Origin of the sequence: Cylindrospermopsis raciborskii Cr2010, assembly GCF_003367075.2 — a bacterium.
Lineage (GTDB): Bacteria > Cyanobacteriota > Cyanobacteriia > Cyanobacteriales > Nostocaceae > Raphidiopsis > Raphidiopsis raciborskii.
Window position 1 is genome coordinate 940043 of record NZ_CP065936.1, and the last position, 26701, is coordinate 966743.

The 26701-nt window shown below is 41.6% G+C and carries 26 protein-coding genes; 8 read left to right on the top strand and 18 right to left on the bottom strand.

Annotated elements, in window-relative coordinates; translation table 11 throughout:
* Positions 1-20: 20 nt before the first annotated feature.
* Together C6N34_RS04295 and C6N34_RS04300 are read right to left on the bottom strand one after the other, a co-directional pair.
* Positions 21-590: a pentapeptide repeat-containing protein gene (locus tag C6N34_RS04295; RefSeq protein WP_115538584.1), complete on the bottom strand. Its 570-nt coding sequence runs from the start codon at positions 588-590 to the stop codon at positions 21-23.
* A gap of 29 nt (positions 591-619) precedes the next feature.
* Positions 620-1747, bottom strand: a complete 1128-nt coding sequence (locus C6N34_RS04300; RefSeq protein WP_057178525.1) for an acyltransferase family protein — start codon at positions 1745-1747, stop codon at positions 620-622.
* 154 nt (positions 1748-1901) lie between these two features.
* On the opposite strand from C6N34_RS04300, the gene C6N34_RS04305 reads away from it, so the two are divergent.
* A complete protein-coding gene (locus C6N34_RS04305; RefSeq protein WP_057178524.1) occupies positions 1902-2363 on the top strand; it encodes a peroxiredoxin in 462 nt (153 codons plus the stop codon).
* A gap of 61 nt (positions 2364-2424) precedes the next feature.
* Here C6N34_RS04305 and hpf read toward each other — a convergent pair whose 3' ends face one another.
* Complete coding sequence (gene hpf / locus C6N34_RS04310; RefSeq protein ID WP_006275849.1) at positions 2425-3051, bottom strand: ribosome hibernation-promoting factor, HPF/YfiA family; 627 nt, start codon at positions 3049-3051, stop codon at positions 2425-2427.
* A 284-nt stretch (positions 3052-3335) separates the two neighbouring features.
* Between hpf and lipB the strand changes: the two genes are divergently transcribed.
* Entirely contained in the window at positions 3336-4040 is a 705-nt protein-coding gene (gene lipB / locus C6N34_RS04315; protein WP_115538583.1) for a lipoyl(octanoyl) transferase LipB, read from the top strand.
* A gap of 57 nt (positions 4041-4097) precedes the next feature.
* Here the strand turns inward: lipB and C6N34_RS04320 are convergent, their stop codons facing one another.
* A complete protein-coding gene (locus C6N34_RS04320) occupies positions 4098-4865 on the bottom strand; it encodes a hypothetical protein (protein WP_057178520.1) in 768 nt (255 codons plus the stop codon).
* Between the two features lie 383 nt (positions 4866-5248).
* Complete coding sequence (locus tag C6N34_RS04325) at positions 5249-6142, bottom strand: transposase family protein (RefSeq protein WP_057178093.1); 894 nt, start codon at positions 6140-6142, stop codon at positions 5249-5251.
* 125 nt (positions 6143-6267) lie between these two features.
* On the opposite strand from C6N34_RS04325, the gene cobU reads away from it, so the two are divergent.
* From cobU to C6N34_RS04340, 3 genes are all read left to right on the top strand, one after another.
* Positions 6268-6816 (top strand): bifunctional adenosylcobinamide kinase/adenosylcobinamide-phosphate guanylyltransferase, encoded by a 549-nt coding sequence (cobU, locus tag C6N34_RS04330; RefSeq protein ID WP_057178602.1) that lies wholly within the window; start codon positions 6268-6270, stop codon positions 6814-6816.
* 56 nt (positions 6817-6872) lie between these two features.
* Positions 6873-7286, top strand: a complete 414-nt coding sequence (locus tag C6N34_RS04335) for a hypothetical protein (RefSeq protein ID WP_040007993.1) — start codon at positions 6873-6875, stop codon at positions 7284-7286.
* A 66-nt stretch (positions 7287-7352) separates the two neighbouring features.
* On the top strand, positions 7353-8108 hold the full coding sequence (locus tag C6N34_RS04340; RefSeq protein WP_057178519.1) for an SIMPL domain-containing protein: 756 nt from the start codon (positions 7353-7355) through the stop codon (positions 8106-8108).
* Between the two features lie 22 nt (positions 8109-8130).
* Here the strand turns inward: C6N34_RS04340 and glmS are convergent, their stop codons facing one another.
* The 6 genes from glmS to murQ all read right to left on the bottom strand — a co-directional run bounded on the left by glmS (position 8131) and on the right by murQ (position 14487).
* Positions 8131-10020 carry a glutamine--fructose-6-phosphate transaminase (isomerizing) gene (glmS, locus tag C6N34_RS04345; RefSeq protein WP_057178518.1) on the bottom strand — a complete coding sequence of 630 codons (1890 nt, stop codon included), beginning with the start codon at positions 10018-10020 and terminating at the stop codon, positions 8131-8133.
* Positions 10021-10110: 90 nt separating this feature from the next.
* Entirely contained in the window at positions 10111-10944 is an 834-nt protein-coding gene (locus C6N34_RS04350) for a DNA-formamidopyrimidine glycosylase (RefSeq protein WP_115539204.1), read from the bottom strand.
* Positions 10945-11155: 211 nt separating this feature from the next.
* Positions 11156-11356: a photosystem I reaction center subunit IV gene (locus tag C6N34_RS04355; protein ID WP_006275840.1), complete on the bottom strand. Its 201-nt coding sequence runs from the start codon at positions 11354-11356 to the stop codon at positions 11156-11158.
* A 106-nt stretch (positions 11357-11462) separates the two neighbouring features.
* Positions 11463-12065, bottom strand: a complete 603-nt coding sequence (leuD, locus tag C6N34_RS04360) for a 3-isopropylmalate dehydratase small subunit (RefSeq protein WP_057178516.1) — start codon at positions 12063-12065, stop codon at positions 11463-11465.
* 25 nt (positions 12066-12090) lie between these two features.
* Positions 12091-13503 carry a 3-isopropylmalate dehydratase large subunit gene (gene leuC, locus C6N34_RS04365; protein WP_115539205.1) on the bottom strand — a complete coding sequence of 471 codons (1413 nt, stop codon included), beginning with the start codon at positions 13501-13503 and terminating at the stop codon, positions 12091-12093.
* Positions 13504-13578: 75 nt separating this feature from the next.
* Positions 13579-14487: an N-acetylmuramic acid 6-phosphate etherase gene (gene murQ, locus C6N34_RS04370; protein WP_115539206.1), complete on the bottom strand. Its 909-nt coding sequence runs from the start codon at positions 14485-14487 to the stop codon at positions 13579-13581.
* Positions 14488-14730: 243 nt separating this feature from the next.
* Here murQ and C6N34_RS04375 point away from each other — a divergent pair, with 243 nt between their 5' ends.
* The gene (locus C6N34_RS04375) at positions 14731-16254 is read left to right on the top strand and encodes an ammonium transporter (RefSeq protein WP_220272396.1); all 1524 of its coding nucleotides are present in this window, start codon (positions 14731-14733) and stop codon (positions 16252-16254) included.
* On the opposite strand, the gene C6N34_RS04380 is transcribed toward C6N34_RS04375, so the two are convergent.
* The 7 genes from C6N34_RS04380 to C6N34_RS04410 all read right to left on the bottom strand — a co-directional run bounded on the left by C6N34_RS04380 (position 16251) and on the right by C6N34_RS04410 (position 23607).
* Positions 16251-17003 (bottom strand): 16S rRNA (uracil(1498)-N(3))-methyltransferase, encoded by a 753-nt coding sequence (locus C6N34_RS04380; RefSeq protein ID WP_115539208.1) that lies wholly within the window; start codon positions 17001-17003, stop codon positions 16251-16253. The two genes, C6N34_RS04375 and C6N34_RS04380, sit on opposite strands and share 4 nt — an antisense overlap.
* A gap of 30 nt (positions 17004-17033) precedes the next feature.
* The gene (locus C6N34_RS04385) at positions 17034-17381 is read right to left on the bottom strand and encodes a hypothetical protein (protein WP_115539209.1); all 348 of its coding nucleotides are present in this window, start codon (positions 17379-17381) and stop codon (positions 17034-17036) included.
* Positions 17382-17478: 97 nt separating this feature from the next.
* Complete coding sequence (locus C6N34_RS04390) at positions 17479-17832, bottom strand: Rieske (2Fe-2S) protein (protein WP_096546789.1); 354 nt, start codon at positions 17830-17832, stop codon at positions 17479-17481.
* A gap of 29 nt (positions 17833-17861) precedes the next feature.
* Positions 17862-19505, bottom strand: coding sequence for an acetolactate synthase large subunit (locus C6N34_RS04395; RefSeq protein ID WP_115539210.1), 1644 nt, complete (start codon positions 19503-19505; stop codon positions 17862-17864).
* 36 nt (positions 19506-19541) lie between these two features.
* Entirely contained in the window at positions 19542-20909 is a 1368-nt protein-coding gene (locus C6N34_RS04400) for an NAD-dependent succinate-semialdehyde dehydrogenase (RefSeq protein WP_115539218.1), read from the bottom strand.
* Positions 20910-21114: 205 nt separating this feature from the next.
* The gene (locus C6N34_RS04405; protein ID WP_057178509.1) at positions 21115-21969 is read right to left on the bottom strand and encodes a LysM peptidoglycan-binding domain-containing M23 family metallopeptidase; all 855 of its coding nucleotides are present in this window, start codon (positions 21967-21969) and stop codon (positions 21115-21117) included.
* A gap of 75 nt (positions 21970-22044) precedes the next feature.
* Entirely contained in the window at positions 22045-23607 is a 1563-nt protein-coding gene (locus tag C6N34_RS04410; protein WP_057178508.1) for an NAD(P)H-quinone oxidoreductase subunit N, read from the bottom strand.
* 62 nt (positions 23608-23669) lie between these two features.
* Here C6N34_RS04410 and C6N34_RS04415 point away from each other — a divergent pair, with 62 nt between their 5' ends.
* Together C6N34_RS04415 and topA are read left to right on the top strand one after the other, a co-directional pair.
* Positions 23670-23813 carry a hypothetical protein gene (locus C6N34_RS04415; RefSeq protein WP_177169512.1) on the top strand — a complete coding sequence of 48 codons (144 nt, stop codon included), beginning with the start codon at positions 23670-23672 and terminating at the stop codon, positions 23811-23813.
* A gap of 176 nt (positions 23814-23989) precedes the next feature.
* On the top strand, positions 23990-26641 hold the full coding sequence (topA, locus tag C6N34_RS04420; protein ID WP_115539211.1) for a type I DNA topoisomerase: 2652 nt from the start codon (positions 23990-23992) through the stop codon (positions 26639-26641).
* Positions 26642-26701: the final 60 nt, after the last annotated feature.

The window sequence follows — 26701 nt, forward strand, 5'->3', positions numbered from 1 at the left end:
ATATTATCCCGAGCGCAGGACTAACTGTGAAGACTACCATCTGGCATAATCGCACCGGTTAAAAAAGTTTCACTCATGTCCGTAGCACTTAAATTTGCCATGGACAAGTTCACTTCACACATGTTGGCTTCACTTAAATCCGCACCGGTTAGATCCGCTCCTTGTAGGTCAGCTTTCCACATCCGCACACCGCCCATTTTTGCGCCATTCAATTTGGCGCTTTGTAAGTTGGCAGCTGTGATTGATGCTTGATGTAAATCAGCATCACACAAATTGGCATCTACTAGTAATGCTCCACTAAGATCGGACTCATTTAAATGAGCATTGATTAGTATAGCCTGTGTCAAATCAGCTCCGCACAAAATTACTTCCGATAAATGGGCATTTTCTAGTTTTGCACCTCGCAGATTGGCTTGGCTTAAATTCGCTCCACTCAGGGAAATTCCCGTCATATCGGACCAACTTAGATCTGCTCTAGCAAAGTCAATACCACCTAAATTAACCCCCCTGAGATTGACTGCTCGCAAGCAAATACCATTGAAGTTTCTTTCTCCCCTAGCGTATCTATTTAGTAGTTCTTTCACTTCCATGGTTATACCTCCACTTTATTCCGTATTCCCTATACTTTGATAAACCAACGTTGTCGATACATGAAAAATGCTAGACCGTACCACAATGATAGGGTAGCAAGTGCAAATAAAAATGAGCCGTTGGTATTACCTACCCAGGAAGCAAACAGATTGCGGTAAATCCAATTGTATACGCTTATGGCATTATCTCCTTCACCAATTTTCAATTTTACGGTGACTTTAATGAGAAAAACTGATGCAACAAACAGGGCGATCGCATTTAGTCCAATAATTTCAAATCCTTTACTCCAACGTTTAATTTTTCTCACCTCTATTAGATCGTAACACGCTGCCAAAAAAACTAACCCCCAACCAGTACTAAACAAAACGTAGGAACTTGTCCAGAGTTTTTTATTAATGGGAAATAGACCATCCCAAATCATACCCACGACTAAACTACATAGTCCCCACAGGACTAAATCCATACTAGTATGGGAGTTAATGGTGCTTTTTCTTATCCATTGTCCGGCAAAATACCCAAAGAGAACATTGACTATTGCGGGAATGGTACTAAACAACCCTTCTGGATCACCCCTGAAGTTAAACCCATCTCCTGCATATAAATGGGGTTTAGCAATAATTAATCTATCAATAAACGCCCCGAAATTTCCCTCTTGGGTGAGCATACCCGCACCATAATCAGGAACAGGAATATACATCATGGTCAACCAATAAAATATCAGCAGTATTCCTGCCAATGCCCATTGAGTTTTTTCTGGTAATTTTAAAACTATTAAAGAAGCAAACAAGTAGGCTAAACCAATTCTTTGCAATACCCCCATCACTCGTAAACTTTGTAAATCAAAACTGCCAACGCCTTGATTCCAAAAACCGTTTAGTAGCAGTCCTAAAGTAAATAGTATTACTGCACGACGGCACAAATTGAAATAAACCAAATTATCTAACTTACTCTCCAAACTATATTTAGATAGGGAGAAGCTCATAGCCACCCCAACAATAAATAAAAAAAAGGGAAAAACCAAGTCCGTTGGCGTACAACCGTTCCATGGTGCATGGGAAAGAAAAGGATAGACGTCTGGTACAACACCTGCCATATTAGCAATAATCATCATTGCAATTGTCAAGCCACGAAAAACATCTAAAGAGATTAGACGCATAGAGATTATATTATTTTGGGGTTGGCTGCTGTTCGACCTACCAAGATTGTTAAGGTCTGGGTAGGTTTGGGTAGACATTAATGAGCGGTTAGAAACCGGGAAGATTATGAAGATTATATTGTAGAATTTTAATCAGTCTAGTTAACTTTTAAATATGTCCATCAAAATCGGGGATTCTGCACCAGAATTTAGTCTAACTTCTCAAAATGGCTCTACCATCAGCTTGAGAGATTTTCGCGGCAAAAAGGTGGTCGTCCTCTATTTTTACCCTAAGGACGACACCCCCGGTTGCACTGCGGAATCTTGCGCCTTCCGAGACCAATATGAAGTATTTAAAACTGCTGGCGCGGAGGTCATCGGTATCAGTGGTGACTCTAGGGAGTCTCACCAAAGATTCGCAACCAAATACAATTTGCCTTTTACCCTATTGAGCGATCCAGGCGATCAAGTTAGAAAACAATACGGAGCAACCACTGCTTTTGGTTTCATACCTGGTCGGGTAACCTATATCATCGATCAAAATGGCATTGTGCAATATGTGTTTGACTCTATGCTAAACTTTAACGGTCACGTTCAAGAAAGCCTGAAAAAACTCCAACAGCTTTCTTCCATATAACAATAATATTGATTGGTGATGGGTGAATTATTTACCCTATCACCAGTCTCCACAATTCTCCCTAGTGCACTACTTTAGACTTTTCAGAAGTGCTAGCGGTTTTACCGTTGGTGTGTCCATTTCCGTTACGGGGTTGAATTACCCCATATCCACCATGATTACGTTCATAGATCACATTGATTTCTCCACTCTCCGCATTGCGGAACATGTAAAAATCATGTCCCACCAACTGTAACTGTTCCTGCGCCTGGGCCAGAGTCATAGGTGGCATAGAAAAATACTTGGTTCTTACTACCTCACCAGGTAGTTCAGGAGTTCGACCAGCTATTAAATCGGTCACTGGTTCAGGAACTAATGCTTCATTTGTGGGTATGGGCTGGGTTTTATGCTCTTGCCTTCTCTCTTTATACTTACGCAACTGACGTGCTATTTTATCCGCTACCAAATCTATACTCGCATATAGACTCTCACTGCTCTCTTCCGCTCTAATCACACTACCATTAGCGTAAATTGTTACTTCTGCTGCTTGCTTGGTACTAATTCTAGGATTGCGAGCAACACTTAGGTGTATATCTACCTGATTTGTGATGTTTTGAAAGTGACTAACTGCTTTTTCAATTTTTTGATGTACATACTCACGTATTGCATCGGTGATTTCAATATTTTTGCCGTGGATGACAAGGTTCATGTAAACTCTCCCGCTAAACTTGTTTATTTTCTTAAATCGTGGAGATCTAAAATTACGCTCCCACATATTAAGAGACGCTGATTGCCGATTATTCCTCCCAACATCTTTGAGGTTATATATTCTATATGTTTAGGTTAACACCTTTTCTGTAAGAAAGTTACTTCGTTGACTTTACTTTAAAATACTTTGCATTACTTGACATTTTTTTGTCCTGACTGCTGGTAAATAGAGCGATCGCCCTGTAAAGGTCTATATAGTCTATTTATTTAGTTCTTTATTTAGTCATGAGTGATAATTCGCCAATCTACCCACATCGTTGTTTATTGTATAATAGGGGGTTAACACCATACCTTGATGTTCTTGTATGGCAAAGACAGTTACTCCAGGAGCGGATTGAGAATAGTGATTTAGAGGATGTAATTATTCTGGTAGAACACCCTCCAGTCTACACCTTGGGACAGGGTGCAGATCCTAACTTTCTCAAATTTGATCTTGACAAAAGTGAGTATAACGTGCATCGAGTAGAAAGAGGTGGGGAAGTGACCTACCACTGTCCAGGACAACTGGTAGGGTATCCGATTTTAAACTTGCGTCGTTATAGTCAAGACCTACATTGGTACTTGCGCCAACTGGAGCAGGTATTAATTGATGTTTTAGCCAGTTATGGTTTAGTAGGGGAAAGGATCTCCGGTTTAACGGGTGTTTGGGTAGAAGGAAAAAAAGTTGCTGCTATAGGGATTAAAGTCAGTCGTTGGGTAACTATGCACGGGTTTGCTTTAAATGTTTGTCCTGACATGACAGGTTTTGAAAAGATTGTACCTTGTGGGATTAAAGATAAAAAGGTTGCCAGTTTAGCTGAGTGGATTCCCGATATTGACTGTTTAGCAGTACGTCCCCGGGTAGCTGAGTGTTTTGCCAAGGTTTTTGGGGTAAAATTGCAGGATGTGATTTCCATACTTCCTGGTGGGAAAAAATATCTCTGTTCTTAGGATTTTAGTTTGATAAACAAGAATGACCGCCCTAAAAGGGCGGTGGAGATTCTATATCTATTTTAAACCACCCTGCAAATCAACCAATGTTTCAGATAACTTAGTCAAACGACTCTCTAAATAGAGTTTACGTCCCAGGAGATGGCGTAACTTTTGGTAGCGTGCTATAGCTATGCTAATACTAGGAACTTCTTCTACAGAACAAGGACGTGACCAAAGTTGACCATTAGCATCCACACCACAAAGACGATAGTCTGTGCGAGATGATTGGTTGACTGTCACTTCTGACTGAGAAATCTTCTGTACATAGTCCAAAATAGCTTCAATTTCCCCATGACGCAGGGTTGCAGTTCCTTCCATTGGTTGGGTATTGGATTCTAGCCAACCATTAATCACCTGACCTTCTAAGTAAATATCTTGAATTTGCTGGAGAATTATTTCTAACTCACCCTGCCAAGCTACCACGGTTTGTTGTATCTCTTGCAAAAGACCGATTGTAAACCCAGGATTGGCACTGTGTCTATGATTACTAAAACTAGGGGTTTTGAATTTAGGTAAGTCCGGAGTTTTGCTGTCAATATCTTGGGTAGGGAAGGTTGGGACTGAAGATGATATGTGCTCTTGAAGTTGGGAGTTGATTTTTTTATTGCTGTTTATATCAACAGTTTCTTGACCGGTGTTGTTTAACTGGGTAGTATCGCTACCCAAGCTAACCCTAAAGGAGAAAGGTCGTTTTTTAGCTGGGGATTTTGCTGATAGTGACTCAGGATTACGGATCCCTAAATCATGTAAAGTTGCCTCAATCCGTTTCAAGCCTGGTTTCATCTTTCTTCTCTCCTGGAGACCGCCGATTTAGCTTCGGGAGGAAAGGAGGGACGATGTCTAAGCAACATAGCTATAGTCATCCTTCTTGTAAATAACTCGACACGTGTACCATAATACCACATTTCCAACCCTTCAACCATAAGAAAACTTATCTTGCTTGCCACCAAATATAATTTTTTCCTATTGTTTATCAATTTACAATAGACATCTCCGGAAATAGCCAAAGCGTTACCAATACTACTTTTTAAGGTGAGACACCCCAATACAAAAGTAGCTGACTGGTATGCTAAAATAAGCGTTAGAGATGCCTCTTGTTGGGAATTAACCAAAAGATAACACCTATGTGAGATAATTTATTTTTAGCCAAGTCCAAATCTTGATAACTAAAATAAGTAGGTTCCCATTCGGAAACGAACAAGTCCACAAATAGTCATGATTACCTGTTCATACTTACTTGAATTTAATCGAAATCTTTCTTGTGCCACTCTGAATATTTTCACTACACGAATTAAATGTTCAACAAAAATTCGTTCGGAAGCTAACTCTTTATTTTTTTCTTTTTGTTCAGACGTTAATTCTTGGTTTTTAGGTTTTTTTGTCGGAGTTTTCATTAACTCCTCTCCTTGATAAGCTTTATCACCACTAAATTTTTGTTTTTTATCAAATATATTTCTGGTTTCACGGAATAAATTTACATCACTTTTTGGACCAGGTTTACCCGCTACTACATCAACAATATCTTTACCATTTGGTAAAACGATTAGTTGACTTTTTCTAGTATGACAGGCTTTTTTACCTGAATAATATTTTTTTTGTTCTTGGTACTCTCCAGGTCTGTCTATAGGCTGTTCATAGCTATCCACTATTAACTCAAATTCTGTTAATATTTCTTTAACGACTTCGTAATCACTGGAGTTTTTTTTTACCTGTTCTAGCAAACTTGGTGGCAATAATTCTCCTATTATTGGCAACCAATAGTTAAAGATATCATTTGCAGTTGTTTCACTTACTCCAAATTGAATACCTAGTAGCTGAAATGTTGTTAACTGCCGTAAATATGTTAATGTTAAGATTATTTGCTCCGACGGTGATAATTTGGGTTTGCGCCCTCCACCGCCTTGAATAATTCGGGTTTTTTTTGATTCAACCAATTGTTGTTTCTGATGATGCAGTTTTATGGCTTTTTCCAAAAGTTGCTGTAACTGCTCATACTTCAGACCCAATAAACGGTGTGATTCGTGAGGATTATTCTGGATATATTCAGATATGTTGCTCATAATAAGTTGCCAAAAATACCATTTCATATTATTTTATCACACTTTGATTCTTTTTCGGAGATGTCTAATAGACATCGGTTGGGTTTTCTTTGTAACAACATGCAATCAAATATATAATGGCAAATATGGGAAAAATTATCCTAGTTACTGGTCCAGCACGTTCAGGAAAAAGCGAATGGGCAGAAAATTTAGCCATCGAGTCAGGGAAAAAGGTAGTTTATATAGCCACTGCTAATGAGAATCCCCATGATCTGGAATGGCAACAACGCATTGAAAAACATCAGCAACGTCGTCCAAAAACTTGGGTAACTATGTGTGTTTCCAGGGAACTGACAGGGAGTTTGAAGAATCAAACAGCTGACACCTGTATTTTAATTGATTCTCTGGGTACCTGGGTGGCCAATTGTTTAGAGCAGGATGATCTCAGTTGGGAAAAAACTCTGGAGGAATTTTTGGCAGACCTACCTTTGGTAGATGGGGATTTGCTATTTGTAGCAGAAGAAACCGGTTGGGGTGTGGTCCCAGCTTACCCCACAGGGCGTAAATTTCGGGATCGGTTGGGTGGGTTGGTACGTCAGTTGGGGAGAATTTCTCACACGGTCTACCTGGTGACTGGAGGTTATGTTTTGAATTTGAGTATTTTGGGTGTTGCTCTACCACAGGTGAAATCTTAAGAAGGAATTCAACATTGACAAGTTCAATTACGGAATTAGTGATTAAAATAGGGATTATGGCAAACAAACAAGAAGTCAAAAAATACCTGGCCCACTGGTTTCAATTAGGTAAAAAGGTTATAGTTGGTCAAAACCATCACAGCTTCTTACCAAGTACCGTTTTAAAAGGCGATCGCTATAGTCAAGAGTTTGAAAACTGTTGGCAAGAAATTCTATCCTTAGAAACCCGCGATTGTTATTTAGAGGGAACCCAAGAAACCATAGCCCAATTGTTAACACCTAGCTGGGAAATCTTACCCTGTGGACGCTGTGCAATGCCAGTCCCCATTAAGACCATAGGACTGCCATCAAACTCCTGTCCCTGTTACTACATGCTCACCTGGCCTAATAGTGATTTACCAGCACCTAGATGTCCAGTTAACTCCCAAGAACATTTAACATCTATCCGCGATCGCCTGTTGTATAGCTGAATGATAAATTGTTTTTTAATGGTTTTTTTTCAATAGTCATCAATAGTTAAAGTAGAGTGAAAACCGGTGACACAGTCAGAAACTACCACTGCCAAAAGTTTTCCTCAGCTGCTAGCTGGGCTCGGCCTAATTTCTTTATCTTTGGTCATCAGCACTTGGATTGGTTCTAGAGCAATTCTAGATTTTAAAAAAGCTAACGATGTGTTAATTGTGACTGGTTCAGCCAAGCGCCCAATTCGCTCTGATTATATTGTTTTAAGATTAGCCCTAGTTAGTCAAAAACCAACCATAGAGGAAGCATTTAAAGATCTCAAAAATCAAACTGTAAGAGTCCAAGCATATCTCAAAGAAAACGGTGTTCCCGATGCAGCAATTACCAGCAGTCCTGTGGAAACGATGATAATTCCGGAAATTGCTGAAAATGGTAGAGAAACAGGTCGGATCCTAGCCCATAAGTTAACTCAAAACCTACAAATCCGCTCTCAGGATGTGGACAAATACAGTCAATTATCTCAAAAGTCTACAGAGTTAATTAACGAGGGAATTAATCTCACCGTACAACCACCAGAATACCTCTATACACAATTAAGTAAATTACGAGTAGAAATGGTAGCCGAAGCTACCAAAGATGCCCAGGCTAGGGCCAAAGCCATTGCTGACAGTGCTGGTGGTCAGGTAGGTTCCGTGAGGAGTGCGCAGACAGGAGTATTTCAAATTACTGCCCGTAACTCTACGGATGTGAGTGATTCGGGAATTTATGATACATCCTCCATTGACAAAGACATCACAGCTGTGGTGTCTATTACCTTCAGCATGAAATAGGAGAAGATGAGAATATAAGGAGTTACTCTACCGTCACAGATTTAGCCAAATTCCTAGGTTGGTCTACATCTAAACCCCTACGCGCTGCAATGTGATAGGCTAACAATTGCAGGGGAATGACCGTCAAGATAGGTGATAAAATCTCCTCCACATTAGCAACAGGTATTAAATCATTAAATATTTCTGCTGCTTCTCCATCATTGACAGAGGTTATCCCTATGAGTCGGGAATCCCTTGCTTTTGCTTCTTGCGCATTGGAAATCACCTTTTCATATACACTACCACCCATGGCGATCGCCACTACGGGAACTTTAGCATCCAACAGAGCAATTGGTCCATGTTTCATTTCTCCTGCGGGATATCCTTCAGCATGGATATAGCTAATCTCTTTTAACTTTAAAGCTCCTTCCAAAGCAATAGGAAAATTAATACCTCGTCCCAGGAAAATAAAATCCCGGGTTTCCGAAAAATCATGCACCAGTTGTTCAATATATTTTTCCTGGGTTTCTAAAATGGTTTCAATTTCTATAGGTAATTGACGTAAACCGGTAATAATATCCTGTATCCTTTGTAAACCAATAGTCTGACGACGATAAGCCAAATCCAAGGCCAAACCATAAAAAGCCATTAACTGGGCAATAAACGTCTTAGTCGCTGCTACACCAATTTCAATCCCTCCATGGGTATTAATCAAACTACCCACCATTTGTCCCAAGCTGCTTTCTGGACGGTTGGTAATCCCCAATAGTCGAGCTTCATATCCCCCTGATTTACCCAGTCTCCGTTCCCTTTCCATCGCCAAAGCTGCTAGGGTATCAGCAGTTTCTCCCGATTGGGTAACACCAATGGTTAGGGTATTAGCCATTAATGGTGATGGTGCATACCGAAATTCTGAAGCATATTGCACTTGAGTAGGAATTTCTGCCAACTGCTCTAATAGGTATTTGCCAACCAATGCTGCGTGCCAACTTGTTCCACAAGCGACTATTTGAATTTGTGCCAGATCCGTGTACAATTCTTCTGGTAGTCCTAAGTTTACCGGTGTGTGGGAGTGATTAGGAAAATAGGTCTCTAAGCAAGTTCTGACTACCCCTGGTTGCTCATATATTTCTTTGAGCATAAAATGCTTGAAACCCTGTTTCTCCACCATGATTGGATTCCAATCCAGGGTACGAGGGTGTTTCTTTAATCTATTTCCGGCAAAATTATAAACCTCAACCCCTAAAGGAGTTAACCGAGCAATTTCTCCATTCTCTAGAGTCAATACCGCACGGGTATAGGGAACTATTGCTGGGGTGTCGGAAGCACAGAAAAACTCCCCTTGTCCAAAACCTATAACTAAAGGCGCCTGTTGACGAATCACTATCAACTCATCGGGAAAATCCGCACAAATAGCAGCGATCGCAAAAGCTCCCTCTAATTTACCCACTGCTGCTAACACTGCATCTAAAAATGCTGAACTGGAGTTATGATTAGAGTTATTAGGAGATAAAACATGCTTTAAACATTCCGCAAACAGATGGGGAATTACCTCCGTATCCGTGTCCGAACGAAATTCATGACCTAAAGTCTTTAAATATTCTCGCAGTTCGCGGTAGTTTTCTATAATACCATTTTGCACCACGGCAATGCGTAGAGCAGTATCTTGATGGGGGTGGGCATTATATTCTTCAGGTTTACCATGGGTTGCCCAGCGGGTATGACCTATACCTAGTTGAGCTGGGTTTTCTATTTGTTCTAGCTTGGAGCGTAAATTTACTAGTTTACCCTTGGCTCGCACGCAATTAATACTACCTTCCCCAACTGTGGCAATTCCAGCTGAATCATAGCCTCTATACTCTAGTTTTTCCAGTCCAGATAGTAGGATTTCCGTTGCTGTTTGAGTGCCTATATAACCAACGATTCCACACATTTTTTATACTACTCCAGTTATATTAGTTATATTAATGCAATTGCGGTAATTATGAAAAACTTAATAACAAACCATAATACACTAATCTATCTAACTTTGACACTGAGGACAAAAGTGACTAGAACGCCCACTCAGTTTAGTCCTTTGGATCATGCTACCACAAACCTTGCAGGGATCTCCCGCTCGGTTGTATACCCAAGCTTCACCACCATAATTGCCATTTACACCTTTGACATTCAAAAAGTTACTAAAAGTGGTGCCACCAGCAGCTATACTAGCTGATAGAACCTCAATTATGGCCATTCTTAAACTCCTTATCTGGTTTTCATCTATGTTTGTGCAGATAGTAGTTGGTAAAATACCACTTTTAAATAAGGCTTCATCAGCATAAATATTTCCTAAACCTGCTACTATAGACTGATCCAATAGGGCGGTTTTAATGGGACGACGAACCTTTGCCAGTTTAGTAGCCAAATATTCAGGTGTGAACTCTACAGCAAAGGGGTCAATTGCCAGTTTGCCTAAACCTGTTATGATTTTCTCCCTCACTACCCCACTTGGAATATACCACATTTTACCAAAAGTACGTTGGTCTACAAACCGTAGTTCTTGCTCCTTACCAAAAAACAATCTTACCCTGGTGTGTTTATGTAATGGTTCCTCTCGATTTAACCATAACAATTGTCCAGTCATGCGCAAATGTACACCCAACCAAGCAGAAGAAGAAAGCTCGGCCAGTAGATATTTCCCGCAACGGATCCAGGATTCAATGGTGCTACCTTTAAGATCTCCAATAAACTGGTCAGCAGCAAAGGGATAAGCGACAGTCCTTGCAAGCAAAACTTCTCCACTAGTAATCGGTTGATGGAGAGTTAATTGATTTAAACCCCTGCGGACTGTTTCAACTTCCGGCAATTCAGGCATAAGTGGGTGGGTGCTTTTTGTAAGCTCAAATAATTCAGTTCCTTGAGATTAACAAATTTGACCTTCCCCCAAACAAGTAAGTTTAGCACTGCTTAATTACTTATTTAGAGGATTACCAAGAGAATAATCAATAAATTCCTGGAGGCGTGGTCAATACACCTGGAGCTGAATAAAGTTTGATGAGTAGTGCTTATACCTACAGCCAGTGGTCTTATTTACTGGGTGGTTGTACTTCCAATAACTCACTCAGAGCGAAATTATTGGTATTCACACCACTGTAATTGACATTAGGAAAACGCACAATCACAGGATATTTAATGCCACTTTTATCTACGGAAGCAACAGTACCTACTTCTTGAAACCAGTAGGACTCGGGACGAAGGACACGAACTTTAGAACCGCGTTGAACCATGATATGTTCCCTTTAAATGATCACTTGAAAGCAAATAGGGTTATTTCCTTTCAGTTTAGAACTTTTTGTTCTATGGTCAAGAATCTGAATGAAATCTTAATAGCACTCAGTTAGCAAATCCCCAGGCAATATAGGGTAACTGACTTGCCACCGCTGTTACCTGGACCGCATTAGCTACTAACTGTCCACAAGCATCCCAGGTTCCCGACACAAAGGCAGTTTTTGTTCCCTGACCCATGAATACGGGTAGGGTTAAATCGTGAATTTGTACTTGCAAATTTTCCACATCTATGGTAAGCAATGCCTGAGGATCAGCAGTAACTAGTTCTTGTAGTTGTCTAACTATGGCAGATTCAGCAGTGACGCAGGGTATACCCATAGCTACACAGTTACCAAAAAAGATTTCAGCAAAGCTTTCACCAATAATCCCCCTAATACCCCATTTAGCCAATGCTTGGGGGGCGTGTTCCCTGGATGAACCACAGCCAAAATTACGGTTGACTATTAATACTTTCGCCCCTTGATATTGGGGAAGATCAAAGGGATGTTGACCATTTAAGGCTTTTCGATCATCTATGAATGCTCCCTCCCCTAAACCGTCAAAGGTGATGGCTTTTAGGTAGCGGGCAGGTATAATCCTATCTGTGTCAATATCGTCTCCCACTAAAGGTAGGGCGCGATCGCTGATTTTGTTAATTTGATTTAGCATGTTTATGATCATTAATTAACTTTAATTACATTTCTGTTAAAAGTTCGCGCACATCAGCAACTTCACCCTTAATAGCAGCCGTTGCTACCATAGCAGGACTCATGAGCAGGGTGCGACCAGAAGCGGAACCCTGTCTACCCTTAAAGTTACGATTAGAGGAGGAGGCGCTAATTTGTCTTCCTTGTAATTTGTCAGGGTTCATAGCCAAACACATGGAACATCCTGGTTCGCGCCATTCAAAACCTGCTTGAATAAAGATTTGATCTAGACCCTCAGCTTCAGCTTGTTTTTTCACCCTTTCCGATCCAGGAACCACGAAGGCTTTCATACCCGGTGCAACTTGACGACCTTGGGCAATTTTAGCTGCTTCCCTCAAATCGCTGATGCGTCCATTAGTGCAACTACCAATAAAACAAACGTCTATTTTTGTTCCTTGAATGGGTTGACCAGGGTAAAGATCCATATAACGGTAGGCTTCCTCCGCTACAAACCTATCTTCTTCTGGTAGGTCTTGGGCGGCGGGTACTTTTTCATCTACCCCAATTCCCTGACCAGGTGTAATTCCCCAGGTGACTGTGGGTGGAATATCTTCCGCATTAAATACTACCACATCATCATATTCCGCATCCACATCACTCCGTAGAGATTGCCACCACTCCAGGGCTTCTTCCCAGGTTGCTCCTTGGGGAGCAAAGTCTCTATTTTTTAAATACTCATAAGTAATTTCATCGGGATTTACATATCCACACCTGGCACCGCCCTCAATAGCCATATTACAAACGGTCATTCTTTCTTCCATGTTCATTTGGGCAAAGGTGGTTCCCGCATATTCGTAGGCGTAGCCCACACCACCTTTTACTCCCAGGGTGCGAATAATATGTAATATCACATCCTTGGCATAAACTCCTGGGAGAAGATTCCCATTCACCTCGATTTTCCGCACCTTGAGTTTTGATAACGCTAAAGTTTGAGAAGCCAAAACATCACGCACCTGACTTGTGCCAATTCCAAAAGCGATCCCTCCAAAGGCACCATGACTAGATGTATGACTATCTCCACAGGCAATAGTCATACCTGGTTGTGTCAATCCTAATTCTGGTGCAATCACATGGACTATACCCTGATTTCCCGAACCGATATTATAAAAAGTGATGTCATTTTCTTGACAATTTTTTTCCAAGGCCCGGATCATTTCTTCTGCCATATTGTCCACAAAAGGACGTACTTGGTTATCCGTAGGGACAATATGATCTACCGTAGCCACAGTTCGGTGTGGGAACAATACCTTGAGACCCCTTTCCTTGAGCATAGCAAAGGCTTGGGGACTGGTAACCTCATGGATAAGATGGAGTCCGATAAACAGTTGGGTGAGTCCTGATGGAAGTGTGCCCACGGTGTGAATTTCCCAAACTTTGTCAAATAGAGTTCCCTTGCTCATACACTCAATGCTATATTTACTACTTAAAAGGAGTCTAACCGACTATCATATCAGATATATCAGAAAACTGGAATTTTAAAAACTGTTCACAGCAGCACGTAAATTACCTTTATGTGCTGCTAGTAGCTGTTGAGCCTCCTCCCTATCCAAATCTTTCCAGTGCATCAGCAAAGCCAGTTTTACCCACTTACCACTTCTTTCTAGTAAAGTCTCAGCTGCTTCCCTATTTAGGTCAGTCAAATCTCCTAATATCCTTAAAGCGCGGTCATGTAGTTTTTGATTAGTAACAGCGACATCTACCATGCGATTACCATAGACCTTGCCCAATTTGACCATCACACCGGTAGAAAGTATATTCAAAGCCAACTTGGTAGCCGTACCAGCTTTTAAGCGGGTTGAACCAGCCAAAATTTCTGGTCCAGTTAATAGGCGAATATCCACATCTGCTTCAACCGGAACCTGTTGTACAGGAACACAGGCAATAAAAATTGTTAAAGCACCCCGTTGACGTGCGCCATGTAATGCACCATGAACATAGGGGGTAGTTCCTCCAGCAGTGATACCTACCACCACATCGAGGCAATTTACCTCATGTTGAATGATAGCATTTTCCCCATCCTCTGCCAAATCTTCCAAACCTTCGGAACTGCGTAACAAAGCACCCGCACCACCAGCAATAATCCCCTGTACCAAATCCGGAGATGTACAGAAAGTGGGTGGACACTCGGCCGCATCTAATACCCCTAATCTCCCACTTGTACCCGCACCAATATAAAACAAACGTCCCCCTTGATGTAGCCTTGGGGCTATTTGTTCAATAGCTGCTGCCAACTCCATCTTAGCACCAGCTATAGCAGATAAAGCTTTTTGATCTTCGCTGTTGAATAACTCTACCAGTTCCAGAGCATTAAGTTGGTCTAGGTTTAAACTATGAGGATTTATCTGTTCTGTTAAAAGATGTCCGCGCTCTTGTAAGTTAGTCATTTATTACCCAATCACGTACTATTATATATTTCCTATATATATCTCGGAATTGGTAATTTTCAAAACCTCCTAGAAACAGAAAAATTGGCGAATTGTGATTGAACATACAGAACTGAACTATAGATAACAGTTTGATAATTTACAGTGGATTAAGAAAATGCTAGGGATTCCTCTGGTTAAAGCTTTATCCTTCAAAAAACATTAGAAAAACATTAGCTAAATTACTCACTTACACTGATGAGCATGACAAGAATAAGATCAAAACGCCTCCGGCGTAAGCGGGGCTCTGCCCTTCGACTGAGTTTTCCATGGCTATCAGCAGGAAACCTGGCTCCTATTGGGCGTGCTTGTATAACTGTCGCTATGCTAATTGTAATTAGCTGGGGCTATGCAGCTGTTGCAGCTGACCCACCTAAGCTAGAAGACATTGCTAAACAGTCCGCTGATCTCAAAGTTGGCATTGACACCATGTGGGTGATGTTTGCCGGGATGCTAGTATTTTTTATGAATGCTGGTTTTGGTATGTTAGAAACGGGGTTATGTCGTCAGAAAAACGCCGTTAATGTACTGGCAAAAAACCTAATTGTATTTGCCCTTTCTACAGTAGCTTTCTGGGCCATTGGATTTGGCCTGATGTTCAGTGATGGTAACCCCTTCATAGGTTTTGGTGGTTTATTTTTACAGGGAGCTGATAATAGCCCAGCCATGGGGGATGCATATAAGGGAATTTTCAGTTCCCTCAACTGGACTGGTGTTCCCTTAGGGGCCAAGTTCTTCTTCCAACTAGTGTTTGCAGGTACAGCGGCCACAATCGTATCCGGAGCAGTAGCAGAAAGAGTCAAATTTCTCAGCTTTCTCATCTTTAGTTTACTCTTGGTTGGCTTGGCCTATCCCATTACAGGTCACTGGATCTGGGGCGGAGGATGGCTATACAAGCTGGGTTTCTGGGACTTTGCTGGCTCTACTGTGGTTCACTCCGTTGGAGGTTGGGCCGCTCTAGCGGGAGCCTTCTTGTTAGGGCCCAGAATTGGTCGCTACAATCCGGATGGTTCTGCTAATGCCATGCCCGGTCACAATATGAGTATTGCTACCCTTGGTTGTTTGATACTCTGGCTAGGTTGGTTTGGTTTCAACCCTGGATCTACTATGAGTGTATCAGATGGAACCGCTATTGCCCACATTGCCTTAACTACCAATACAGCTGGTGCCTTTGGTGGTATAGCAGCAACCATTGCAGCTTGGGCATTTCTAGGTAAGCCTGACTTATCTATGATTATTAATGGCATTCTGGCCGGACTGGTGGGAGTTACTGCTTCTTGTGCCTATATTAGTGTTCCCTCATCAGCTATTGTGGGTGCTATTGCTGGTGTTCTTGTAGTACAGGCGGTACCCTTCTTTGACAAACTAAAAATTGATGACCCGGTGGGAGCAGTTTCCGTACACCTATGTTGTGGTGTGTGGGGTACCTTAGCAGTGGGATTATTTGCCGAGGGAAATGTTTACTATCAGGGTGGTCCTACAGGGCTATTCTTTGGTGGTGGTATTGGACAACTGTGGACTCAATTTGTGGGTGTGCTAACCATAGGTTTGTTTACAGTTCTGATATCTGGCATTTTCTTCCTCGCACTCAAATATACTATGGGTATTCGAGTCAAAGAATCAGAGGAACTGGAAGGTCTGGATGTGGGTGAACACGGTATGGAAGCCTATTCCGGATTTGTGAAGGAAGCATCCTCTCCTGATTTGATTGGTTTTGGCAATCGCTAGTCAAGGAACACCTTCTGGGGGGTGGTTGGGAATGGGATTTCACAAGCAGCAGCAATCAAAGATAAAGCAACTATGGGGGCAGTTGCTGCACGCAAAATGCGATCGCCTAGGGATACTGGCTGAAATTTAGCTAGGATGGCAGTGGCAATTTCTGTTTCTGTCCATCCACCCTCTGGACCTATGGCAACTACAATTTCTTTAATACTTTTAAGCGGAAGATTAATTATATTGATTAAATGGGGATAGCTACCCCTGGCTTGGCATATATAACATTGAGAGTTAATATATTCACTTAGAGCAGCATTAAAAACCACGGGTTCCAATATGGTGGGAACAAAAGCGCGTTCTGATTGCTCCGCAGCTTCAGCAGCTATACGTCGCCACCGTTCTAGTCTTTGAGGACTGGGATTTAATAAAGTGCGATCGCTCAAAACAGGTAAAATAGAGGATACGCCCAGTTCTGTGGAGTAGCGAACCACGTCATCAAAAGCATTGCCTTTGGGTAAGGCCAGCATGAGGGTTATAGATAGGGGTAACTCTGTTTTTGGTGTCAGGGGTTGTAAAATCTGTGCCGTATCTGCTGTTAATCTGGTCAACCACCATTTACCCATGCCATCCATAGAAATAAATTCATCCCCATCTTGTAGTCTTAATACTCGTAACAAGTAATGTTTTTGTTGAGGGGTTAAGAGAACTTGGTTTTGTTGTAGTTGGGATGCTTGAATGGTGAGACGTTGCAGTTGGGCCATAGTTTACAATTAAACAACTGGGATCTAAAATCAGCAATTTACTACACTTTCAATTAGTTGCCATTTACGGTTATGTTCAACTTCTTGACGAACCTGGTCAAAGACTTGTCGGCAATGATTATCCAACTTTAATGGCAGTTCTTCACTCTTCACCACAAGATTTATCCATGTTTCATTTTCCGTTTTGGATTTATCAACTAACACTTCTATAGCTACTAACTTAGAAAATGCCACCTTACCAGGGATCTCACTAGCCATAATATAGTCATGGGAGTAAAATTGAACCGAGAATCCGCAATCCTGCAGTAGTTGGATTATTAGCGAGTGTAAATATTCAGCTTTGACAGCTATGAGAAAGGAAGAGGTATAACGAGCCATATTAGGTTTAAGTTTTTTGTAAAAGTAGATTCACAAGGTTGTTGATGGAGTTAAAAACAGGGGGGAACCCGAGCTTGAAAGGATTCCCCATCACCCACTATTCTGGTATGTCGATCAAAACATGATCATTTTCCACACGCAGGGGAAACACGGGTAAATTTTTTTGTTGAGAGACCATTCCCATTAACTTCCCAACTGCGGGAGGCCAAGGACACCAGGTTTTGACCTCCCCAGTAGCTAGGTCAAAAGCACTACGGTGAAATGAGCAAACAATTGTACCATTTTCAATTTTTGCCGATTTCATTGGTACTTTAAGGTGGGGACAGCTATTTTCTACAGCATAATACTGGTTATCATGGTTCAACACCAATATATTTCTTTTTCCTACCTTTACCACTTCTCGACCTCCCGGTAGCAGGTCACTTGTTGCCAGAATTTTTTGCCACGCCATTGTTTTCTCCCCTAGTGTTAAGATTCAGTTTAAAGGTCACAGTGTAAATCATTGGCTTTTTGGGTGAACCTACGATTTTCCCTATAGTCCACCCTACAATCTATCACGCTAGGAACATCTTGCACTAAGGCCTCTTTCAGGACGGGAATCAAATCAGTGGCTGAATCAACACGGTAACCCTTTAATCCCATGCTTTCTGCTAGTTTGACAAAGTCGGGATTGCCAAAATGCACAAAAGCTGCTTTACCCTTACCAAATTGATTTTCCTGTTTCCATTCGATTAGTCCATAGCCACCATCATTAAAAATTAGTGTGACAAACGGTGTGCCAACTCGCAATGCTGTTTCCAACTCTTGACAATTCATCATAAAACCGCCATCGCCGGTTACAGCCACAATTTTGCGGTTGGGATATACCAGCTTAGCCGCTAAAGCGCCGGGGATGGCAATTCCCATGGCCGCAAAACCATTGGATATAATACAAGTATTGGGACTATGACAATGGTAATGTCTAGCCATCCACATTTTGTGAGCCCCTACATCAGAAATAACAATGTCCTCTGGTCCCATGACCTGACGTAGATCATAAATTAATTTTTGTGGTTTAATAGGGAAACCATCATCCTGAGCATACTGTTCATAATCAGCTCGAATATTGCCCCTTAAACTAATAGCGTAAGGTTCCGGTTTACCATGTCTGTCAGCAATTTTTAAAATCTCATTTAGGGAATCAGAAATATCACCTATTACTTCTACCTGGGGAATATAACTACTATCAATTTCCGCTGCATCAGCTGCAATGTGAACAATGGGAATATTGCATTCCATATTCCATTTTTTGGGAGAGAATTCAATTAAATCATAACCAATGGCTATGACCAAATCGGCGTGATCAAAACCGCAGGCAATAAAGTCTCTTTGTTGGAGTCCTACAGACCATAGGGCTAAAGGATGGGTGTAGGGGATGACACCTTTACCCATAAAAGTATTAACCACGGGAATATTCATTTGGGTGGCAAATTGGGTCACAGCATCACTAGCTTGGGCGCGAATTGCCCCATTCCCTACTAAAATTATAGGGTTAATTGCCTGGGAAATCACCGCTGCTGCTGCACGAATACTGGCAAAAGCTGCGTAGGTTTTCTCTAGATTATCCTTTTGTAAGGGTTTACCTTCCGCTGGCATGGCCGCAATATTTTCCGGTAAATCGATGTGAACTGCTCCGGGTTTTTCTGTTTGCGATCGCTTGAAGGCTTTTCTGACTATTTCCGGTGTGATACTGGGTCTAACTATCTGTTTATTCCACTTAGTAACTGGAGCAAACATAGCCACTAAATCTAAATATTGGTGAGACTCAATGTGCATTCTATCTGTTCCCACCTGTCCGGTAATTGCCACTAATGGTGCGCCATCCAAGTTAGCATCCGCCACACCGGTCATGAGATTAGTAGCTCCAGGTCCTAGGGTAGAAAGACAGACCCCTGCTTTACCGGTTAATCTTCCATAAACGTCTGCCATGAATGCTGCGCCTTGTTCATGACGGGTGGTAATAAATTGAATAGAGGAGTTTTTGATAGCTTCTAAAACGTGAAGATTTTCTTCACCAGGTAAGCCAAAAACATACTCTACACCTTCATTTTCTAAACACTTTACTAATAGTTCTGCTGTATTCATTGATTTTCCTTGAATTATATCACTACCAACCATTAACTACTTAACCCAAACAGTCTTAATATTCACAAATTCGTGCATACCTTGAATACTTAATTCTCGACCATATCCAGAACGTTTAATTCCTCCAAATGGCAATCGGGGGTCTGATTTAACCATGCCATTAATAAATACAGCTCCTGCTTCGATTTCTGTAATTAGCCGCTCCTGTTCTTGGAGATTATTTGTCCAAGCACTTGCACCTAATCCGAATGGTGTGTCATTAGCCAGTTTAATGGCTGCGTCTAGATCTGGAACTCGAAATAATAAGGCTACTGGACCAAAAAATTCTTCTTGAGCAATGGGATGATCTAGGGGAATATCTACAATAATAGTGGGTGGATAAAAGTTACCATGACCCTCTTTTATGGGATAACCACCTATAAGAATTTTACCTCCACTGGCTATGGCAATTTGCACTTGATTATCCAGGTCTGCCAAAATTTTGCTAGTTGCTAATGGTCCAATATCTGTGTCATCTGCTAAAGGATCTCCAATTTTCAAAGTTGCAAATTTTGCCAATAGCATTTCCTCAAATCTATCAGCTATAGCTTCAGCCACAATTAACCGTTTCGCCGCTATACATGACTGACCATTATTGATCAATCTTGCTGTAACTGCGGTACTAACAGCTAATTCTAAATCCGCACTTTCTAACACTATGAATGGATCGCTTCCCCCTAATTCTAAAACAGTTTTTTTAATATGTTTACCAGATGCAACTGCTAAGGACACACCCGCTGGTTCACTTCCCGTTAAGGTGGCAGCCTTAATGCGATTATCTCCCATTAAATCTGCTACTTGTGTGGCTGGAATTAATAAGGTTTGAAATACCCCTTGAGGAAAACCAGCACGATTAATAATCTCTTCTATAGATAGGGCGCATTGGGGAACATTAGATGCGTGTTTAAGTAATCCCACATTCCCCGCCATCAGCGCAGGTGCGGCAAACCGAAAAACTTGCCAAAAGGGAAAATTCCAGGGCATTACGGCTAGAATAACCCCCAATGGTTGATATTTTACCAGACTGCGACTGGCATCGGTGCTAATACTCACGTCGGCCAAGAAGTTGGGTCCATGTTCGGCATAGTAGCGACAGACTAAAGCACATTTTTCCACCTCAGCGATCGCAGATTTTAGAGTTTTACCCATTTCTAAGGTGATTAATTTCCCCAGATCGGTTTTTTCTCTTTCCAGAATATTGGCAGTTTCCAATAACCAGTGCGATCGCTCTACAAAGTTTGTATGACGGTAATGTTGAAAAGTCTGACTTGCTAAATGCAGTTTAGCTTCAATTTCCTCATCTTTCAGAGGTAAAAAGACCTTGAGAGTTTCCCCAGTGGTAGGATTAATGGTAGCAATAGCCACTTCCTGACCTCCCATAAAAAATTGCCTTAGGTTTTTTCTTAGTCTGACTTGACTCTATCACATAATCTAATATGGCAATTGAAAACTAGGAAACATTAATTAAAAATTTAAGTCTAGGTTTAAAAGAGAAATGGTAGATCACAATTAGGAACTACCATACATAAAACCTGATGGTTTGTTTAATATTAGAAGAATTTGCTTTTTGTCACTTCAAGTAATCTACGGGGTTCTTGGCAGTCCATCCCAAATCCTCACTAGCACGAACTTCAAAGTGTAAATGTGGTTCCCTGGAACTGGGTTCTCCCGTAGCGCCTACAGTTCCCAACACTTGATTAATCTTAACTTGTTCACCCAACTTTACTTTAATAGATTCTAACTGGGCATAACGGGTTTGCATTCCACCTTGATGGTTAATAATAACTAAGTTACCATAGCTACCTTGCTCCTTAGCAAAGACCACTACACCACTAGCAGTAGCGCGGACAGGAGTGCCCACTTCCGCTAATAAATCAATCCCACTGTGGAAAAAAACTTGATTAGTAATAGGATGAATTTGCCAACCATAGGAAAAAGACACACCTGTAGAATTAGATATGGGCGATCCCATAGTGGTGACAGACCCAGCAGACCTAGATGCGGGTTTGACCTTGGATGAAGAGGGAACAAATACCACCGTAGGATTTTGTTGACAACCGTTCAGTTCAAATAGTGTATCTGGGCGAACCCTATACTTTTTAGCTATTTGTTGCCAACCCTGACCATTTGATACCTGCACCACCATGCCATCAAAAGGGGGAATTTGTAATTGAGTTCCTGGTGTAACCTGACCATTACTGATTAACGGATTCATCTGTAAGATAGTAGCTGGCATTAGCTTATATCTCTCCGCTATAGTAACCAAGTTTTCACCTGGACTAACTTGATGTTTTTTAATGCGAGATAAAGCAGAAGTTGAACAATTTTCTACAGCACTGACACTTGGCAGGTTTAGGTTTGAGGGTATTAATGCCAAACTAGTGGTCAAGCCAAAAAGAAAAATTGAAGGACAGCGAAAATTCATGTCAAGTCCAAAAATTGCTGACTAGACCATTGTAATGGAGAACTGGGTAATGGGACTATCCATTACCCATAAAGGTTATAGTTGTTGGGACTTTTTATCCACAACTAAACTGGTTTGACTGCTAGCCAATTTTCCAGCTTGTAAAATTGGTGTGTGAGCAACAGAAGTGTTGACTAAGGTAAATAAGGGATTAGACAAAATACCAGAGATAGTTGTAGCAATTAGGGTGACTATCAATCCCACTTGTAAAGGTCTAAATCCTGGTAGATCCCACCGCACGGTCGGATAATTCTTGACCACATCAGACATTTCTTGAGGTTCTTTCACCACCATCATTTTCACTACCCGAATGTAGTAATAAATGGAAATTACACTGGTGACTAATCCTAACAACACTAACCAATATAGACCCGCTTGCCAACCTGCCCAAAATAGGTAAATCTTCCCGAAAAACCCAGCCAGGGGAGGAATCCCACCCAGAGATAATAGGGAAACACTTAAACCCAGGGTGAGTAAGGGGTCTTTTTGATATAAACCAGAGTACTCCGTAATCTGATCTGTACCTGTTCTCAAAGAGAAAAGAATAATACAGGTAAATCCGCACAGATTCATGAACAGATAAACCAGTAAGTAAAATAACATGCTGGAGTAACCCGCATCCGTACCGGCAATTAAGCCAATCATCACAAAACCAGCTTGAGCAATGGAGGAATAAGCCAACATTCGTTTCATGCTGGTTTGAGCGAGGGCCACAACGTTACCCAAGATCATACTCAGCACGGCCAAAGCAGTAAACACAAATCTCCACTCTTGTTCTACTAAGGGGAACACTACCGTTAATAAACGGATGGACAAAGCTAAACCTGCTGCTTTGGAACCAACGGATAAAAAAGCTATGACCGGGGTGGGGGCACCCTCATAAACATCTGGTGTCCATTGGTGGAAGGGTGCAGCAGATATTTTAAACCCAACTCCAGCAATGATGAACACTAGAGCAATTACTAAACCTAGGGACTGACCTCCATGAGCTGTAGCAATACCACTGGCGATCGCATTTAATTCAGTTTCGCCTCCTGATAATCCATACAGAAGGGACATGCCATATAAAAATACAGCCGTGGTAGAGGCACCAATAAGCAGATATTTGAGAGCAGCTTCATTAGAGCGTGGGTCACGCTTAGTATAACCTGTTAGCAAATAGGAAGAGATACTCAAAGTTTCCAAAGAGATGAAAATCATCACTAATTCACTAGCACCAGAGAGGAACATACCTCCCATAGTGGCAGTCAATAGAATAGCGATGAATTCTGACAAAGCCGTACCACTTTGCTCCACATAGCTAATTGACATGAGGATGGTGACAGCAGCAGACAGAGCAATGATTCCGCGAAATATAATACTGAGGTCATCAGCATTAAACCCACCGGTAAAACCGATAGGATGGGGGGAGTCCCATTGTAACCATAGGGAAAGAATGGCTCCCAGTAACCCAGCAACAGCTAGGTAAGCAATCCAGCGATAGGAAGCGCGCCCCAAAATCAAATCCACGATCAAAACCCCCAAGAGGGTGATGATCACAATCCCCTCTGGTAAAATCGTTCCCGCGTTTAACTGGGATGCAATATTAGCAAAATCCATGATATGTATAGGTTTTGGTGATTAGAGATTAAGGCCAACTACTCCAATTCTATATATAGTTCATGACCGAATTTGCATTAATCTCTATGTTTTTAACTCTGGTGACTAGAAATTATAGAATTATGGACAGCATGAACCGGGTAAAAGGCAAAATCAAACTGGAGTGGGAATTTCCCAACTTTATTGGCCAAGCATACCATCTATAAGTTAAAGATGAATAATAGATGTAGACGGCATCCCAGATTGCTCTTGCCGTTTATACTCATATTTATGGGGTTTATGGGATCTTTACCCGTTTCCTATAGTTTGTGGCAAAATAAAATCAGTGCCAAAATTATCTCAACTTGACTGTTTAGCTTCAAAGCTATTCTTTGAAATTTCCATGTCAACCCTTGTTATTGTTGAATCTCCAACCAAAGCCCGTACTATTCGGAACTACCTGCCAAAAGACTACCAGGTAGAAGCTTCTATGGGTCATGTCCGTGACTTACCTCAGTCTGCTAGTGAAATCCCTGCTACTGTTAAGGGGGAAAAATGGGCTCGGTTTGGGGTAAATATAGAAGCAGATTTTGAACCAGTATATGTTGTTCTTAAAGATAAAAAGAAAGTCGTCAGTCAACTAAAGGAAGCTTTAAAAACTGCCAATGAGTTGATTTTAGCAACTGACGAAGACCGGGAAGGTGAAAGTATAAGCTGGCATTTATATCAGTTACTTAAACCTAAAGTGCCTACCAAACGCATGGTATTTCACGAAATTACCCAGGAAGCAATTAAAAAGGCTTTAGCCAACTGCAGAACTATTGATGATCAATTAGTCCGCGCTCAGGAAACTAGACGTATCTTAGACCGTCTGGTGGGATATACTCTCTCTCCTCTGCTATGGAAGAAAATTTCCTGGGGACTTTCTGCGGGTAGAGTTCAATCTGTAGCAGTGCGCCTACTAGTAAATAAAGAACGTCAACGTCGAGCTTTTCGTGAAGGTACTTATTGGGATTTAAAAGCTAGTCTGTTACAAGCAAAAAGCCCTTTCACCTCGGTGTTAATCACCTTAGAAGGAACAAAAGTAGCCACGGGTAGTGATTTTGATCCCGCTACAGGACAAATCGCTGCAGGACGTAATGTGGTCCTACTAAATGAGGAGCAGGCTTTAGCACTCCAGGAACGTTTGGAAGGCAAAACTTGGACTGTGACGGATATAGAAGAACGTCCCGTGATCCGAAAACCCGCTCCACCATTTACTACCTCCACTTTGCAGCAGGAGTCTAACCGAAAACTACGTTTATCCGCTAGGGATACAATGCGGATCGCCCAAAATCTCTATGAGCAAGGATATATCACCTACATGCGGACAGATTCTGTACATCTGTCAGAACAGGCGATCGCCGCAGCTAGAGCTTGTGTAACCCAGAAGTATGGTCAGGAATATCTCAGTCCTCAGCCTAGACAATATACCACCAAGTCTAAAGGTGCCCAAGAAGCTCATGAGGCAATTCGCCCTGCTGGTAGCACATTTCGCACTCCCCAGGAAACTGGTTTAAGTGGACGAGAATTTGCGGTTTACGATTTAATTTGGAAGCGTACTATTGCTTCCCAAATGGCTGACTCTCGCCAAATCCAGATTGCTGTTCACCTAAAAGTAGAAGAGGCTGGATTCCGCTCTTCTGGTAAACGTATAGATTTTCCTGGCTATCTTCGTGCTTATGTAGAAGGATCGGACGACCCGGAAGCTGCACTGGAAGATCAAGAAGTGATATTACCTCCTTTAAAAGTAGGTGATCATCCCCAATGTACAGAATTAGAAGCAGTGGGACATGAAACCCAACCTCCAGCTAGATATACAGAAGCAACTTTGGTGAAAACTCTAGAAAGTGAAGGGATTGGTCGTCCCAGCACCTACGCCAGTATTATTGGCACCATTGTTGATAAAGGTTATGCTCAACTGGTAAGTAATGCGCTAATTCCTACTTTTACTGCCTTTGCTGTTACCAGTTTATTAGAACAACATTTCCCGGAGATTGTGGATCCCAGTTTTACCTCGAAAATGGAGCAAACTCTGGATGAAATTGCCACTGGTGAAGCTGAATGGCTACCCTATCTGCGGAAATTCTATTTAGGGGAGAAAGGTTTACAGGCCCTAGTGCAAGAACAAGAAGATCAAATTGACCCTAGCAAAGCCAAAACCGTAGAATTAGAAAACCTTAACGCCAAGGTTCGCATTGGCAAGTTTGGTCCATTTATTGAGGTAGAAAATGAAGGAGGGATAGTAACAGCGTCTATTCCTAAAGACATTACACCAGCGGATTTAGACCCTGAGCAGGTGGATATGCTACTGCGACAAAAAACCGTGGGACCAGATCAGTTGGGAACACACCCAGATACAGGTGAACCCATTTACCTGAAAATTGGCACCTATGGACCCTATATCCAATTAGGAGATAAAACCGACGAAAATCCCAAACCAAAACAAGCTTCCCTTCCTAAAGGTGTTACCCAAGAAAACCTCACTTTGGATATGGCTGTGGGTTTATTGTCATTGCCTCGACACTTAGGAGAGCATCCAGAAACGGGAGCAAAAATTCAAGCTAGTTTAGGCAAGTTTGGACCTTATGTAGTTCATGATCAGGGGAAAGATGGTAAAGATTACCGCTCACTAAAGGTGGGTGATGATGTGTTGACAATTTCTCTAGAACGCGCATTGGAATTATTAGCAGAACCCAAAAAAGCCAGAAGTTCAAGAAATAGTAAATCCAAGACTGCTCTACGAGAATTAGGTTTACATCCGGAAGATGATGCACCTGTGAATATTTATAACGGTGAATACGGTTATTATATTAATCACGGTAAAACCAACGTCGGTCTACCGGAAGGTCAAACAGTAGAAAGTGTTACTCTCAGCCAAGCTCTAGAATTGTTAAAAGCTAAAACCTCTAGTAAGTCCAGGAGTAAAACTACTAGCACAACCAAGAAATCAACTACTGCGAAAACCAAGTCAACCACCACAAAATCCACCAGTAGGAGCCAAAAGAAAGGCTAGATCTTGACAACTAAGGTAAAAACATAGTATGTTAAGGAAAGTTTCCATTTCCCAACTGTT